Annotated in this window: 14 protein-coding genes; 7 read left to right on the top strand and 7 right to left on the bottom strand. The window is 56.4% G+C overall.

The window, feature by feature from the left end; all coding sequences use genetic code 11:
- Nucleotides 1-391: 391 nt before the first annotated feature.
- The 7 genes from EQV93_RS09700 (at nt 392) to EQV93_RS09670 (ending at nt 8,456) form a co-directional block, all read left to right on the top strand.
- A complete protein-coding gene (locus EQV93_RS09700) occupies nt 392-1,657 on the top strand; it encodes a carbohydrate porin (protein ID WP_240891460.1) in 1,266 nt (421 codons plus the stop codon).
- A gap of 65 nt (nt 1,658-1,722) precedes the next feature.
- Entirely contained in the window at nt 1,723-2,256 is a 534-nt protein-coding gene (locus EQV93_RS09695; RefSeq protein ID WP_122784536.1) for a sugar dehydrogenase complex small subunit, read from the top strand.
- Nucleotides 2,249-3,895: a GMC family oxidoreductase gene (locus EQV93_RS09690; RefSeq protein WP_146383776.1), complete on the top strand. Its 1,647-nt coding sequence runs from the start codon at nt 2,249-2,251 to the stop codon at nt 3,893-3,895. The genes EQV93_RS09695 and EQV93_RS09690 overlap by 8 nt, the downstream gene beginning before the upstream one ends.
- A 3-nt stretch (nt 3,896-3,898) precedes the next feature.
- Complete coding sequence (locus tag EQV93_RS09685) at nt 3,899-5,260, top strand: cytochrome c (protein ID WP_240891459.1); 1,362 nt, start codon at nt 3,899-3,901, stop codon at nt 5,258-5,260.
- Between the two features lie 131 nt (nt 5,261-5,391).
- Nucleotides 5,392-7,377 carry an FUSC family protein gene (locus EQV93_RS09680; RefSeq protein WP_240891458.1) on the top strand — a complete coding sequence of 662 codons (1,986 nt, stop codon included), beginning with the start codon at nt 5,392-5,394 and terminating at the stop codon, nt 7,375-7,377.
- A complete protein-coding gene (locus tag EQV93_RS09675; protein WP_146383773.1) occupies nt 7,364-7,570 on the top strand; it encodes a DUF1656 domain-containing protein in 207 nt (68 codons plus the stop codon). Before EQV93_RS09680 ends, EQV93_RS09675 begins: the two co-directional genes overlap by 14 nt.
- Nucleotides 7,571-7,583: 13 nt before the next feature.
- Nucleotides 7,584-8,456: an efflux RND transporter periplasmic adaptor subunit gene (locus EQV93_RS09670; protein WP_122784541.1), complete on the top strand. Its 873-nt coding sequence runs from the start codon at nt 7,584-7,586 to the stop codon at nt 8,454-8,456.
- A 177-nt stretch (nt 8,457-8,633) separates the two neighbouring features.
- On the opposite strand, the gene EQV93_RS09665 is transcribed toward EQV93_RS09670, so the two are convergent.
- From EQV93_RS09665 to EQV93_RS09635, 7 genes are all read right to left on the bottom strand, one after another.
- Complete coding sequence (locus EQV93_RS09665) at nt 8,634-9,515, bottom strand: aldose 1-epimerase (protein ID WP_240891457.1); 882 nt, start codon at nt 9,513-9,515, stop codon at nt 8,634-8,636.
- A gap of 26 nt (nt 9,516-9,541) precedes the next feature.
- Nucleotides 9,542-10,456 carry an EamA family transporter gene (locus EQV93_RS09660; RefSeq protein ID WP_122784543.1) on the bottom strand — a complete coding sequence of 305 codons (915 nt, stop codon included), beginning with the start codon at nt 10,454-10,456 and terminating at the stop codon, nt 9,542-9,544.
- Between the two features lie 139 nt (nt 10,457-10,595).
- Entirely contained in the window at nt 10,596-11,876 is a 1,281-nt protein-coding gene (locus EQV93_RS09655; protein ID WP_122784544.1) for a TRAP transporter large permease, read from the bottom strand.
- The gene (locus tag EQV93_RS09650) at nt 11,877-12,404 is read right to left on the bottom strand and encodes a TRAP transporter small permease (RefSeq protein ID WP_240891456.1); all 528 of its coding nucleotides are present in this window, start codon (nt 12,402-12,404) and stop codon (nt 11,877-11,879) included.
- A gap of 61 nt (nt 12,405-12,465) precedes the next feature.
- Nucleotides 12,466-13,449 carry a TRAP transporter substrate-binding protein gene (locus EQV93_RS09645; RefSeq protein WP_122784546.1) on the bottom strand — a complete coding sequence of 328 codons (984 nt, stop codon included), beginning with the start codon at nt 13,447-13,449 and terminating at the stop codon, nt 12,466-12,468.
- A gap of 58 nt (nt 13,450-13,507) precedes the next feature.
- Nucleotides 13,508-14,395, bottom strand: coding sequence for an SMP-30/gluconolactonase/LRE family protein (locus EQV93_RS09640; protein WP_240891455.1), 888 nt, complete (start codon nt 14,393-14,395; stop codon nt 13,508-13,510).
- 45 nt (nt 14,396-14,440) lie between these two features.
- Nucleotides 14,441-15,268, bottom strand: coding sequence for an NAD-dependent epimerase/dehydratase family protein (locus EQV93_RS09635; protein WP_240891454.1), 828 nt, complete (start codon nt 15,266-15,268; stop codon nt 14,441-14,443).
- Nucleotides 15,269-15,284: the final 16 nt, after the last annotated feature.

Genomic DNA, 15,284 nt, shown 5'->3' with positions numbered 1-15,284 from the left:
CGCCTTGGGATGGCCCACAGCGTGCAGTGCACGTCAGTGCTCCTGATGCGGGTGCACCTCTTTCTCGTCTACAGCGGTCTGGGGATCAGTCCATGGCACGGAAATCTTGCCGAATTGTTTATCACTAAATTCCCCCTTCAAACCTGTGAGCAGTTTGTCTCATCGTCCCATTCCGTAGCCCGAGTGTTATTGCGCTCAATCTAAATATATTAGTTAGCTAAGTATCTTGTTATAGTTTCTTTATTCCGATGCATATCTGTCGGCTGTAGCGCTGTATTTGACCAACAGAACATGTTCGAGAAGGGTCGGAATGAGAAAAATAAGCAGTACCGTAGTCGCGACAGGATTCATTTTGAGTGGGTTGGCCACGAGTGCCTGGTCAGATGAGCCGATGTTTTCTTCATCGTCACGCTGGATGACGGGCGACTGGGGCGGCCTTCGAACTGAGCTGCTCGACAAGGGTTATGACTTCCAGTTCAGCTATCAGTCGGAAAGCGCTGCCAACTTGCGTGGAGGTTATGATCACGACCATACCGCGCGTTACACCGATCAGTTCAATCTGGGCGGCGCCATCGATCTTGAAAAAGTATTGGGCTGGAATGATGCCAACTTACAACTGCTGATCACCGAGCGCAGTGGACGAGATATTACCAATGACCGGCTTACCGACCCTCGCACCGGGACCATTGGCTCTTCGGTTCAGGAAAACTATGGGCGGGGCCAGACCTGGCGGATTACCACTTTCGCCTATCAGCAAAAGTACTTTGATAATGTTCTCGACATCAAAGTAGGTCGGTTGCCGATTGGCAGCGACTTTGACTCCACGGGTTGTGTGTTCCAGAACAACTCGATGTGTGGCGGGCTGGTCGGGCACGCCTCGACGGTGTGGTACAACTCGCCGGTGGGTCAATGGGGTGGGCGGATTAAAGTCAACTTTACCCCGCAGATCTATGGGCAAGTCGGGGCTTACGAATACAACCCGACCTTGCTGGACAGTAACAACGGTTTCAAGCTGAACACTTCGGGCCGTGAAGGCACTACCTATGTGGCAGAGGTGGGCTGGACACCGTCCTTGGGCGCGGCCGGCATGGCGGGCAAATATATGGTCGGTGGCTACTGGAACAACGCGACAGCCAACGATGTGTTGAAGGACGGCAACGGTAACTTCAAGCAAGTGTCCGGACAATCAGCGGACCAGTTGGATGGGCGTTATGGCATGTATGCCTATGCCCGACAACAGATCACTACGGTCAATGGTGATGCCAAGAGGGGACTGAGCCTCTTTGCCCATTACTCCCAATATGACAAACGCAGCAGCACGCTTGATTGGCAAGCGCAGGTCGGCGCGATTTATGCAGGTCCTTTTGACGCCCGTCCCCAGGATTCGCTTGCGATAGGGTTCAGTGCGCTGCACGTCAACCCGGCTTTATCGAGAAACCAGAGTTTGCACAACACAGTCAACGCTTTAGACAACTACAGTGACCCTGCCTTCCAGCCTGTTCAACACGCCGAATATGCCGCCGAAATTCACTACGACTTTAAGTTGACGCCGTGGCTGATGGTGCGTCCCAACATTCAATATTTGGGTAGCCCGGGCGGGGTTTATGAGGTGGATGACGCCATCGTTGTTGGTTTGACCGTCAACACCGTGTTCTGAGTTGGCAACGAATGACTGCATAAAGCGCTATACCCTAACGATAACCTGTGACTACAGGACAAACCATGAATAGCTTGAATGAAGTAACGCGCCCAGACGACTTGAAACCGACCCGACGGACATTGCTTAAGGGGATGCTGACGGCCTATACCGCGTCCTTGATTCCATTTGCACTGGCGGCACCGGTCGACAGCAAAGAGCAGGGCGCGTTTTTGGCGCTCTCGGCGATTATCGCGGGTCGTCAAAGCCTGGACACGGTTCTGGCAACCAACCTGTATCAGGCACTGATCGAGGATGACCCCACATTCGCCAAGGGCGTTGAGGGTTTGCTGGCCTTGGTCAATGAGCGTCATCTGGACCCGGCACAGATGCAGAAAATTCTGGATGACGAAAAGTCGCCTTTGGCTGGCGTGCCACGCCAGATAGCGACGGCCTGGTTCATGGGCGTGGTAGGCAGCGGTGTCAAGGCTCGCTGCCTGGCCTACGAATATGCGCTCAACGCAGTAATCGTCGCCGATGTCCTGAAGCCCCCCACCTATGCTTACGGTCCCTACGGAAGCTGGGCACGTAATCCAACCGCCGGGGTGAAAAATGTCTGATCAATTGTCTGCGGACATCGTCATCATCGGTTCCGGGATTTGCGGTGCAATGGCTGCGACCAAACTGCTCAAACAAGGTGCTTCGGTCCTGATTCTGGAAGCCGGCGGGCCGATTGAGCGAGGCCGGATTGTCGCAGCATTTCGCAACTCTACGCGCAAGAGTGACTGGATGTCGCCCTACACCTGCTACGACTGGGCACCGTTTCCGGTCTATAAACCGGTTGATAACGGTTACCTCATCCAAGGCGGGCCTTATCCATACCCTGCAGAATATATTCGTGGCGTCGGTGGCACGACATGGCACTGGGCGGCCCAAGCCTGGCGTGTCGTGCCGGGTGACATGCAGATCAAGACCTTATACGACGTGGGCGTTGACTGGCCCATTACCTACGAAGAACTAGACCCGTTCTACCAGGAGGCGGAAGAGATCTGGGGCGTATCGGGAGCCGATAACACCGGCTCGCCGCGCAGCAAACCGTTCCCGATGGAACCCGTCACCGAGCCTTATGCCATGCGGCGCATCCGTGAGCGACTGGCGCCAACCTACGCGGTGGTGGGCAACACCACCGGGCGCAACAGCCGCCCCTACGATGGGCGTCCAGCCTGCTGTGGCAATAACAGTTGTCAGCCGATTTGCCCCATTGATGCGCAATACCACGGTGGCATTGCCATTCAGACAGCAATTGACGCGGGTGCCAAGCTGCAGATAAACGCTGTGGTCTATCGCATCGAGCATGATGACAAAGGCCATATCGTTGCCGTGCATTACTATGATCCGGACAAGCAATCTCATCGGGTCACCGGCAAGACGTTCATCCTTGCCGCCAATGGCATTGAAAGTCCGAAATTGTTGCTGATGTCGGCCAGCGCTAAATATCCCAACGGCTTGGCTAACAGCTCCGGCATGGTAGGTCGTAACCTGATGGACCATCCGAGTACATCCATCACCTTCGATGCCGATGAAGAGTTATGGCTGGGTCGCGGGCCGCAAAGCCCAAGCTCAATCAATACCATGCGCGACGGTGAGTTCCGAAAGGAGCACGCTCCGTATCGGCTGGACTTCACCAATATTTCCAGGGTCAACAGCGCCACAGACGCACTGATTGCCAACGGCGTCTACGGTGCAGAGTTCGAAAAGCAGCTGCGTCACCGTGCGGGTTTTGAAATGAGCCTCAAGGACGTGCTGGAAGTACTGCCAAACCCTGAGAACCGCATCAGTCTGAGCGATCAGAAAGACAAACTTGGCCTGCCCAAGCCCAAGGTCAACTACGCCATTCACGAATACACCCGCAAAGGCGCCATGGAGTCGCACAAAGACTTCACCCGCATTGCACAGCTGATGGGCGGTACTAACCTGCGCTACAGCGCCGAAGGCAGCTTTGCCAACAACCAGCACATCACTGGCACCATGAGCATGGGGATCGACCCAAAAACCTCGGTTTGCGATAGCTACGGCCGAACCCACGATCACGACAACCTGTTCATTTGCAGCACCGGGATCATGCCGACCTCAGCCACCATGAACTCGACCCTGACCGCCGCGGCACTGACCCTGCGCACGGCGCAACACATCTTGCCGGACCGGGTCATTGCTCGAGTTTGGTCGTCCGCGTCTGCCACTGAACAAGGGCGGGCGTGAACCATGAACTGGAAAACCACCTCGCTGACTACCTTAATGTTAGTAGCGCTAAACGTCAGTGCGGCAGACGACGCGCAGATCAAACGCGGCCAATACCTGTCCACTGCGGGTGACTGCGTTGCGTGCCACAGCTTACCCGGCGGCAAGCCGTTTGCGGGCGGCCTGGAGCTGCCTACACCGATTGGCGATATCATCGCGACCAACATCACCCCCTCAAAAACCGCCGGCATCGGCAACTACACGTTGGAGCAATTCAGTGACGCCCTGCGCAAAGGTATTCGCGCAGATGGCAAACATTTGTACCCGGCCATGCCTTACACCGCTTACGCCAAAGTCAGCGACCAAGACATCAAGGACATGTACGCCTACTTCATGAACGCCGTGGAGCCGGTGGACACACCAACAAAAGCGACCGACTTGCCATTCCCGTTCAACATTCGTTTCTCGATGGCGGCGTGGAATTTGCTCTTTCTCGACGATAAGGTGTTCGTACCCAATGAGTCGCAGAATACCGAGTGGAACCGTGGTGCCTATCTAGTACAGGGGCTGACCCACTGCGGCACTTGCCACACCCCGCGCAACTTGCTGATGGCTGAAGAGTCATCAAAAGAATTGGCGGGCGGTGACGTCGGTACCTGGCATGCACCGAACATAACGTCTGACCTCAACAGTGGTATAGGTGGCTGGGACAGTTCCGAGCTGGTCGCCTACCTGAAAACCGGTGAAACCCTGGGTAAGGCGCAGGCTGCCGGACCGATGGCCGAAGCGGTAGATCATAGTCTTCAGTACCTTGAGGAGGGCGACCTGAAAGCCATTGCCGCCTACCTCAAAGCCGTGCCGGCTCGGCACAACCCGGCAGACAGCAAACCGGTATACGCGTTGGGGCAGCCTTATGACGACCTGGCCAGTATCCGTGGGGTCTCCTTGCCGGCGGATGGCGACAAAATGACCGGTGCACAACTTTACGAGGCCTATTGCGGCACGTGTCACCAAGACCGGGGCCAGGGCAGTTTTGAAGGCGGCCTGCCTTCGTTGTTTCATAACACCGCCGTTGGGCGCAGCAACCCCGACAACTTGCTGATGGTGATTCTGGAGGGCGTCAAGCGTGGCGCTGATGGCCAGGACATCCGAATGGAGGGCTTTGCCCACACCTTGAGCGATCAACAAGTAGCTACACTCACCAACTACCTGACCACACACTTTGGCAACCCCGACGTCAGCGTCAGCGCAGCCAAGGTCAAGGAGGTCCGCGCAGGCGGTCCGACCTCGCACTTGGCTGCATTGGCCCAGGGCGCGATCGCTGTTGGCGTTATCGTGGTGATCCTGCTGTTGATTTGGTGGGCACGGCGCAGACGTCAGTCATAACGTCTGGCTCGTTCGTTGTTTCTCCACGAGAGAGGCAACGAGCAGCCTCGCAACATCTCACATGATCAGCAGGCAAAATGGCTACGCAAGGTAGCTATTTTGTCTGCTGATCTTTGCTTAAGGTGGTTTTTTTGGGCACGACTTTCAGGGCGCTTTTTGCGCCTGGCATGGCTGCCGTACAGTTTTCCATCAAAACACTGATTGGCGGTGGCCTAGCTTTGTGGCTGGCCATGCGGTGGGGGCTCGAGCAACCGTCATGGGCGCTGATGACCGCTTTTATTGTCGCCCAACCCCTTTCGGGCATGGTGCTGCAAAAGGGGCTCGCTCGATTGCTGGGTACCCTTGTGGGGACCATCATGTCAGTGGTGTTCATGAGCATAGCGGCTCAGGCGCCATGGCTTTTTCTCCTGAGCTTGGCGCTTTGGCTCGGTTTGACGACCGCTGTTTCTACGATGTTACGCAGCGCGTTCTCTTACTCGTGGGTATTGGCAGGTTATACCGTCGCGATCATTGCGTTGCCGGCGTTAAACCATCCGTTGGGGGTGTTTGATCAAGCCGTCGCCCGGTGTACGGAGATCAGTCTGGGAATCATCTGCGCAACGCTCACCAGTGCCTTGTTATGGCCCTCGAAGGTGGAGCTCGCCCTGACCCAGCAAGCGCGCGATATCAGCAAGCGTGGCACTCAGGCAGCACAGGCCAGCCTGTTCGGCGCAGACTCCGCTCGTAACGATCTACTTGAGCTGCTTTCCGGGATCATCGCAGCAGACGCCCAACGCGAGCACGCATGGTTTGAAGGTCATACTGGACGTCAGCGTGCCCGGGCTATCGGAGCACTGGTACAGTCATTATTGATGCTGCTACGACTTTGTCGTTCAGTGCGCAGGCAATGGCTACAGTTGGATGAAAAGCAAATGCATGCCCTGGCGCCCAGTTTGGAGGCGGTTGGGCAAGCGCTGTCGGATCCACACCCATCTGACATTGAGGTGTTGAGACACCAGTTTTGGGAGAAGTCCAGCGATCCGCAAAACACAGGCGTCGAACGATCCTGTCTGGCACGTATGGCGCTGGTTCTGGATAACACCATGGCCAGCCATCTGGCGCTTCGTGATGTGGAGGAGGGCCGAAGCACTGCTTCAACAGTCAGCCTTGCTGTGCAGCGTGACGGGGTATCGGCCATCTTGTTTGGCACGCGCAGTGCCTTGGCTTTTCTCGCGATGGCCTGTCTTTGGCTGGCGACCGCCTGGCCAGCAGCGATTAGCGGAATGTTGCTGACCTGTGTGGTCTGCGGGTTGTTTGCAAGCAAAGAAAACGGCGCTCAAATAGGCATGAGTTTTTTACGGGGTGTGTGCCTGGCAGTGCCGGCCGCCTTATTTGTGGGGCAGTTCATTCTGCCGCAATGGAGCAGCTTTGCCATGCTCTGCCTGGCGATGGGTGTGCCGTTGTTTTTCGGTGCACTGGGCATGGCCAATCCAAAAATCGCAGGCACAGCCACCTCGTTTTGCCTGCATTTCATAGTCTTGATATCAGTAAGCAATCACATGACCTACAGCGTGGGGGCGTTCCTCAATAACGCGATGGCAATTGCGGTAGGTGTATTCGCCGCTGTGCTGGCATTCAAATTATTGGTGTTTCGTTACCCGCTCTGGAAAAGCCGGCGATTGCTCAATTCAACCCGCCAGGATCTGGTGCAATTGACCTATCGTGACCTTGCCAATGCCGAAACCTGGTTCGGAGGACGCATGGCTGACCGTCTGCTGCAGTTTGCTCAGTTGGATAAAGACTTATCCAGTGCTGAACGTCTGCGCATTGAAGCTGACATGCATGGGCTGGATATCGGTGATGAGTTGATTCACCTGCGCAAATGTCTCTCCAAGTCAAAGATCTCGATGGAAGGGGCTGACCGGATGTTTCTCAGTCGCGTAGCCGACGTGCTGAAAGACCCGCCTGCGAGCGGGCGAGCCAGTGCTCTTGATTCGGCGTCTGAAACGATGCTGCGAGCATTGGATCAGTATCCGCAAAGTAGCGACTTGCGCCTCGCGCGAGGGGCAGTCCTGCAACTTCAACAGAGTTGGCAACGCTGGTGTGTCAGCCAGGAGGCGGATAATGGGATTGCGTGAGTGGTCATTGGGCGGAGTGCTGCTTAGCCCGTTTTTGTTTTATATGTTGCTCGCCTTGCTGATCACGGCTGGTTTACGGGCGTTACTGCAATTAACAGGTTGGCATAGATGGATCTGGCACGAAGCGCTATTCGATGTCGCCATTTACGTTTGTGTCTTGACGCTAGTCACCAAAGGGTTAGGCCCGTTATGAAAAGGAATAACTCATGCGCATGTTAATGCGGGTTGTAGTGACCCTGGCGTTGGTGCTGGTCGCCGTGTTCGCGGGATATGAACTGTGGCGTTACTACATGTTGTCGCCGTGGACGCGTGATGCGCGTATCCGTGCGGATATCATCACGCTCGCACCCGACGTGTCGGGTTGGGTAGAGACACTGAATGTTGTGGACAACCAAGCGGTAAACGCAGGGGATGTGTTACTGACGATTGACCCTGAGCGTTTTGAAGCCGCGTTGCAGAGTGCGCGTGCTGTAGCTGAAACCCGACAGCAAAAACTCAAGCAAAGTGAGCACGAAGCACAGCGCCGGATTACGCTCGGATCGGGAGCTATCAGTGCTGAATTGCTGGAGAACGCAAAATTCAATGCAAAAGTCGCGCAAGGCGAGCTCGATGAAGCGCTGGCTGATGTGCGACTGGCCGAGATCAATCTGGCCCGGTGTGTGATGAGGGCACCGCGAAGCGGGTACATCACTAATTTGCAGTTAGCGCAGGGAAACTACGTGACTGCCGGACAGCCCATCATGGCTCTGGTGGACGACTCGACTTTCTACGTTCAAGCCTATTTTGAGGAGACAAAACTGCCCAGGGTAAAAGTCGGTGATCCAGTGACTATCTGGCTCATGAGTGCCAACGAACCTATGCACGGGCATGTGCAAAGCTTCAGTCGCGGCATCACGGACTCCAATACCAATCCCGATCCGCAATTGTTGGCGCAGGTTGAACCCACCTTTAACTGGGTGCGCTTGGCACAACGGATCCCGGTGAGAATCAAAATTGAACAAATTCCCGAGGGGAGTGTTTTGAGCGCGGGGATGACGGCCAGTGTTCAAGTGAATCATGAAGAAAGTTCCGACAATTAAATTGGCGAAAAAATTGGCAACATGCGCACCGTAAGCCTTTGAGAGAGGATGGCCTTCGGCGGTGCCGAGTACGAACACCCATTACGGGTGATAAGACGCCAGTTTGGCTATATGACAGTGCCCTTTGGCGACCTGATGCAAAACACCGCGTAACAGCCCACGCGTTAATTCCTTCGGTTATTGGTCTGTGTTCAAGGTTTTAGCGACAAGCTTGCAGCTGACTCCCATCGTTTGCCCCTTGTGCAGCAACGTCAGGCCCGGATGACCGGGCAGGTGGTGGGCGTTGACGGGGTGAGTGACGGGCTCGAAACAGAAAAAGTCTTCCCCCGGTGGGCAATACACCAGGCAGTACTCGGTGCCGCTTGCCTGGCATTCCAGCGTGTAGCCCAAGTCCGGCTGGATAATCCGCGCATGGCCGTCCCATTCGGTAAAACAGTTGTCCAGCCGTGACTGGGGCAGTGAATTGCCTTGATTAAAGTCCCATTCGGCCGGTAGGGGCACGCAGTCCGTGGGCAACCCTTGGGAATCGCACAGCCACACCTTCGCGGTTTTCGCCTGTAAGCGGGTGTTCGCGGTGCGCGGCAGGTAGGGGTGCAACCCCAAGCCATGCCAGGCGGCATGTTTGTCTTGATGGGTCACCTTCAACTCGATGTTCAATTGCCCATCTCGCAGGGTGTAGATGAGTTGTGCGCTATAGGCGAACGGGATCGTGCTGTCGAGTTGCAGGCAGGCATGCCGGGAACTGTGTTCTTTTACGGCCCAGGCTTGCTGCCAGGCGCTGCCATGGATCGGCAGCGGCCCGGGCGGGCTGTTAGGCGCCAGCGCAAACCAGTGGTCAGGGCCATTGAAACCGCCACCGCCTACCCGGTTAGACCATGGCACCAGCGGATAGCATGCCAACTGGTTGGCTGAGCCGCTGGCCAATGCATCGGCACGGCTGTTGCGCAATAAGGGCTGGTTGCTGGCAATTAGGCGCCAGTCAAGAATACTGCCGCCTATAGATGGAGCAAGGATCAGACGTGTCATGCCGTCTTCAAGGGTCAATAGGTGTGGGGTCATGAGACGCTACCGTAAAAAGTGTCAGATCAATCTGTGGCACGTCGCCAGGTCAGCATCACAATGCCTGCAACCACAATCAGCCCGCCGATAATCTGACCGCTGCTAAGCAGTTGATCCAGGATCAACCAACCAAACAGCAGGCTCGCCACTGGCTCCACGTTCATCACTGGTGCGTTGCGGGCCATGTCCAGGCGGGTTACGCAGATAAACAGCAAACAAAAGCCTAGCCCATACAGCGCCACCAGAAAGGCGAGGGCGGTCCAGCCGGTGGACGAACTCGGCAGGGATACGCCGCCGGGCAACACGCCGCTAAACCCGGCCACTGCCGCAGCGCTGAAGACAATCAACATCGTCAGCATGCTGCGTACGGTACCGCGCAGACTGGAAAGTTTGTGATCGGTGATCCACAGCGCGCAGGCAAACACAGTGGCCGCAGCGAAGCCAAAGGCGATACCTTCAAGCCATTGCGCTTCAGTGGTGCCTTGGCTGGACAGGCGCTCAGGCACATCAAGGGCAAAGACCAGACCTAGCATGATCATGCCCATCAGCAGAGCGGCACGTCGGGTGGGAGCAGCGCCGCCCAATGCCCAAGTCAGCAATACCAGCAGGATCGGTGCCACGTTGGCGATCAGCAAGGCCAGTGCCACGGGAATCCGCGCCACTGCCGAATAAATAAAGAAACTCTGTGCCGCAATCAGCAGTCCCAGCAGGAGTTGCCAGCGCCAGTTGGCGGGTGTCAGGCGAGGCCGTTCGCGTTGCCACAGCACCAGACTGGTGAGCACCAGCAAGGTCACACCGGCACGGCACAGGATAGCCAGAAGCAGACCGGTGTCGTGGTCGAACGCGATGCGGGCGGCAATATGGTTGCCAGCGAAAGCACAGGCCAGCAGCACCAGAATCAGCACCGCAATATGACGGGGAAATAAAGCAGGAGCAGACATAAGCAACCAGCCTCCTTGGCTGGAAAAAGCTACCTGTAGCCGCTGCCGCAGGCTGCGATAAGGGGCGAGTGAATCTCGAAAGCGGGTCGCTTCGCAACCCATCGCAGCCTGCGGCAGCGGCTACAGGTAAGGATGCGCCTTACAACACCATACTTGGCAGCCACAGCGAGATGGCCGGAACGTAGGTCACCAGCATCAGCACCAGAAAAAGGGCGATATAGAACGGCAGCAGGGCCTTTACAGTGTTCTCGATCGTGACTTTGCCCACGGCCGCGCCCACAAACAGCACCGCGCCCACAGGCGGCGTAATCAAGCCGATACCCAGATTCACCAACATGATCATGCCGAAGTGCACCGGGTCTACACCGATACCCACGATCACTGGCAGCAGAATCGGTGTCAGGATCAGGATCAGTGGCGCCATGTCCATCACGGTGCCCAGCAGCAGCAACATGACGTTGATGCACATCAGGATCACGTAACGGTTATCCGACAGCGTCAAGAACGCAGTGGTGATCTTCATCGGGATTTCCATCAGCGTCAGGATGTAACCGAAGCTGGCTGCAAAACCGATCAGAATCATCACGATTGAAATGGTTCTGACTGCCCGGTGCATCAGTTTGGGCAAGTCGCGCCATTTGTAGTCGCGGTAGATGAACATGGTGACAAAGAACGACCATACCACCGCAACCGCCGCTGACTCGGTAGCGGTAAAAATGCCGCTCAGAATCCCGCCGAGAATGATGACCATCGCCATCATGCCCCACATGGCTTCACCGGCGATTTTCAGCGCCTGGCGAAGCGGAATCACTTCGCCCTTGGGATAGTTGCGTTTACGCGCAAAAATCATGCACAGGCCCATCATCACCGCGCTGAGCAGCAGGCCCGGCATGATCCCGGCCATAAACAGCGACGCGATCGACACCGTGCCGCCAGCCGCGAGCGAGTAAAGCACTGAGTTGTGGCTGGGCGGTGTGAGCAGGGCTTGTACCGAGCCGCTGACCGTGACCGCTGTGGAGAACTCACGGGGATAGCCGGCCCGCTCCATTTCCGGAATCAGTACCGAGCCGACGGAAGCTGTGTCGGCTACCGATGAACCGGAAATTGCACCGAAGAAGGTCGACGCCACAATGTTGACCAGTGACAGACCACCCCGAACAAAGCCCACCAGCACTCCAGCGAAGGCCACGAGCCGGCGCGACATACCGCCCTCGGCCATAATCGCGCCGGCAAGCACGAAAAAGGGAATCGCCAGCAGGGAAAATTTGTTGACGCCACCGGCGACCTGAATCATCAGTGCATCGAACGGTATGTCAATCCACCAGGCACCCACCAGTGCAGACAGGCCCAAGGCGTAAGCAACGGGCATGCCGATAAGAATCAAAGCAATAAAGCTGCCCAACAATACAAAAGCGTCCATTTAAACGGCCTCTTCGCTGGCTTCAACGATGTCGAACCGCACGGCGCGGCGATGGCTTTGGTCACCCAGCACGAGTTTCTCCAGGACGAAGATCAGCGTAACAATGCCGCCCAAGGGGATGGGCAGATAAGAAATGCCGACCCGCAAATCCGGCATTTCGCCCAGAAATTGATTCCAGGTGGTCATGCACAGCTTGAAGCCCTTGACGGTCATGAACAGGCAGACGATGACCATCAGGATCTGGACCAGTACCGCAGCCTGTTTGCGCAGCATGGCAGGCATGCGATCGACGGCCATCGACACCGCCATATGGGCCCCCGCACGATAACTGGCGGCGGCGCCGAAGAAGGTAAACACCACCATTAACAAAATGGCCGTTGGCTCGGGCCAACTGGAGCCACTGCCGAGCACATAACGGGCAAAAATGCCCCAGGGAATAATCAGGGTCATGGTCAGCACCGACAAACCGGCGATCCCGATACAGACCCTGTACAGCAAGTCGTTGAAGCGCAGTACGGTATTTTTCATGTGCTCACCACTGCGGCGGCAAACGGGCCAGAGCCCGCCACCGCGGCGTTATCGAACTGACTTATTGGACGGCTTCAATGCGGGCAATCAGGTCTTTGTAAGCGGCACCGTATTTGTCGCGTACCGGCTGGGTGGCGTCGTAGAACGCTTTTTTCTGTTCTGGGGTAAGGGTGATGAACTCAACCCCTGAGGCCTTGAGTTTGGTTTCACTGTCGGCGGACTTTTTGTCCCATATCACACGCTCTTCCATCTGCGCTTCGCGGGCCAGTTTTTGCACCAGGGCTTGCTGCTCGGGGCTGAGCTTTTGCCAGGTGGTTTTGGCGATCACGATGGGCTCCGGAAGGATCAGGTGATCGGTCCAGGTGAAGTACTTGGCATTCTGATAGTGGTTGTGTTCGAGGTAGGTCGGCGGGTTGTTTTCAGCGCCATCAATCACGCCGGTCTGCAAGGCGCTGAAAATCTCGCCCGTGGCCATGGCGATGCCGTTACCGCCCATGTCGTTAATGGTGTCGATAAACACCGGGTTGCCTTGAACGCGGATTTTCATCCCTTTGAGGTCAGCCATTTCGCGCACAGGTTTCTTGGTATACAGATTGCGCGTGCCACCATCCATCCACGCCAACGCGACCATGTTGAAGTCCGAGTTAGTGATTTTATCCAGCATCTCCTGACCGATTTCGCCGTCGATGATCTTGCGCATGTGGGCTTGATCACGGAATACAAACGGCAGGTTGAACGCGTTGGTTTCAGGAACAACAGGCCCCAGGATGCCCAGGCTCACGCGGGTCATTTGCACCGCGCCTGATTGAAGCTGCTCGACCACTTCTTTTTCGGAGCCCAGTACGCCACCAGCAAACATCTTGAAGCTGATATCACCGTTGCTCTGCTCTTGCAGTTTTTTGCCCATCTCTTGCTCAGCCTGAACAGGCGGGTAGCCGGTTGGGTGAACCTCGGCAAATTTGATTTTGATTTCGGCCTGAGCCACGCCACTGAGGCAAAAAGCCAGCGGCAGTGCAGCGAGCAGCAAGGTGCGTTTGAAATTCATGGGGCACTCCAACTCTTGTTGTTTTTATTTAAGGGGGTGAGTCAACAGGGTTTAACGATTACAGATTGAACACGGGTTCTGGCAGGCCCTTGACCCCTGGGTAGAGCGCAAACACGCCGCCGGCCAGAGGTTGGTCACTGACATCACCTTGCGGGCGAATTGAGGTGACAAACAGGGTGTCCAGATTGGCTCCGCCAAAGGCGCACATCGCAGGTTTTTTCACGGGCACAGCCAAGGAACGGTCAAGCTTGCCCTGTGGCGTAAAGCGATGGATCAAGCCAGCATCGTTGCCGCAGATCCAGTAACAGCCGTCTGCGTCGATGGCGGCGCCATCGGGGCGACCCGGATGTTCATTCATGTCCACAAACAGGCGGCGGTTGTACGGCGTCGCGTTGTCGGTGTCGTAATCGAAGACCCATATTTTTTGCACGTCCGGATGTGAGTCCGAGAGGTACATGAGAGTGCCGTCAGGGCTGAAAGCCAGGCCGTTGGGCACGGTCAGGCCGCTTATCTGTGCCTTGAGCGGTTCGCTTTGTCCGGCGGTGTAGCGGTACAGAGCGCCCACCGGCAGCCCTGCGGCCATGTCCAAGTGCATGGTGCCTGCCCAGAAACGGCCTTGACGGTCACAGCGGCCATCATTGAAACGCATGTGCGGTTGTGCATGAGCGGCACCGCACAGCAGGCGTGTTTCGAGGCGGCCATTGACTTGCGGGGCAAGGGCGAACACACCGCTCTGCATGCCGCCAATCCAGCTGCCATCACTGCTTCTGGCGATGCAGGCCAGCATTTCGTCAGCTTCCCAGCTTTGGGTATTGCCGTCGACGAGGTTCCAGCGATGCAGACGTCGGGCAGGAATATCGACCCAGTAAAGCGCCTGTTCGGCGGTACTCCATACCGGGCTTTCGCCGGTGGCATTGCGTGCATCGAGAATGAGCTCAGCAGTCATGGCGACTCGATCCTTGTTCATTTTTATTGTTATGAGCGCCGGGGTTTACTCGTCCCCGAACGGGCCGGCGGCCACGAAGGCACCGCCTTGATAAATCATGCTCGGGTCATCGGCAGCCGGCATTGGCTGCGCTTCGACCTTGGCGCGGAACACTTCTGAAGAGTCTTTTGGCTCAAAGCCCAAATGCGCGGCAAAGCGATTGTCCCACCACAGCTTGAGATTGTTCGAGGCGCCATAGACGACGGTGTGGCCGACATTCGGGGTGTACAGTGAGCGTTCGATCAATTGCGTGAGGTCGGCAAAACTGAGCCAGGTGCTCATCATTCTGCGGTTTTGTGGTTCCGGGAATGAGGAGCCGATGCGGATACTGACGGTTTCGATTCCGTAGCGATCAAAATAGAAAGTCGCCATGTCTTCGCCGTAGGACTTGGATAAGCCGTAATAACCATCCGGGCGGCGAGGGGAGTGGGCGTCAAGGGTCTCACTCTGCTTGTAAAAACCAATGACATGGTTGGAGCTGGCGAAAATCACGCGCTTAACGCCATGACGGCGTGCGGCTTCGTAAACATGGAACACGCCGGAAATGTTCGGCCCCAGAATTTCTTCAAAGGGGCGTTCTACAGAAACACCGCCAAAATGCAGGATGGCGTCGACGCCTTCTACGAGTTGATGAACCGCCTGCTTATCGGAAAGATCGCATAGGAAGACTTCTTCACTGCTGTCAATGGCGGGAGCCATCGGGGCAATGTCAGAGAGTCGCAAGGTCTTGGCGTAAGGCTTGAGGCTTTCGCGTAGAACCTTCCCCAAGCCACCGGCGGCACCGGTGAGAAGAAGGCGATTGAAGGGGGTTTGGACAGTACGGGTGGTTGTCATCAAATATCCCTGTATT

The sequence above is a fragment of the Pseudomonas sp. TMW22091 genome, assembly GCF_022496705.1.
In the GTDB taxonomy this organism is placed as follows: domain Bacteria; phylum Pseudomonadota; class Gammaproteobacteria; order Pseudomonadales; family Pseudomonadaceae; genus Aquipseudomonas; species Aquipseudomonas saxonica.
Note: the sequence above shows the minus strand (reverse complement) of the source record. Positions and strands in the feature narration are given on the sequence as shown.

Coding starts and splice junctions, on each gene's coding strand:
- EQV93_RS09650 (WP_240891456.1), bottom strand. CDS start 12,404: ATGAAAAATACCGTACTGCGCTTCAACGACTTGCTGTACAGGGTCTGT.
- EQV93_RS09640 (WP_240891455.1), bottom strand. CDS start 14,395: ATGACTGCTGAGCTCATTCTCGATGCACGCAATGCCACCGGCGAAAGC.
- EQV93_RS09670 (WP_122784541.1), top strand. CDS start 7,584: ATGCGCATGTTAATGCGGGTTGTAGTGACCCTGGCGTTGGTGCTGGTC.
- EQV93_RS09665 (WP_240891457.1), bottom strand. CDS start 9,515: ATGACCCCACACCTATTGACCCTTGAAGACGGCATGACACGTCTGATC.
- EQV93_RS09655 (WP_122784544.1), bottom strand. CDS start 11,876: ATGGACGCTTTTGTATTGTTGGGCAGCTTTATTGCTTTGATTCTTATC.
- EQV93_RS09635 (WP_240891454.1), bottom strand. CDS start 15,268: ATGACAACCACCCGTACTGTCCAAACCCCCTTCAATCGCCTTCTTCTC.
- EQV93_RS09675 (WP_146383773.1), top strand. CDS start 7,364: ATGGGATTGCGTGAGTGGTCATTGGGCGGAGTGCTGCTTAGCCCGTTT.
- EQV93_RS09660 (WP_122784543.1), bottom strand. CDS start 10,456: ATGTCTGCTCCTGCTTTATTTCCCCGTCATATTGCGGTGCTGATTCTG.
- EQV93_RS09645 (WP_122784546.1), bottom strand. CDS start 13,449: ATGAATTTCAAACGCACCTTGCTGCTCGCTGCACTGCCGCTGGCTTTT.
- EQV93_RS09690 (WP_146383776.1), top strand. CDS start 2,249: ATGTCTGATCAATTGTCTGCGGACATCGTCATCATCGGTTCCGGGATT.
- EQV93_RS09695 (WP_122784536.1), top strand. CDS start 1,723: ATGAATAGCTTGAATGAAGTAACGCGCCCAGACGACTTGAAACCGACC.
- EQV93_RS09685 (WP_240891459.1), top strand. CDS start 3,899: ATGAACTGGAAAACCACCTCGCTGACTACCTTAATGTTAGTAGCGCTA.
- EQV93_RS09700 (WP_240891460.1), top strand. CDS start 392: ATGTTTTCTTCATCGTCACGCTGGATGACGGGCGACTGGGGCGGCCTT.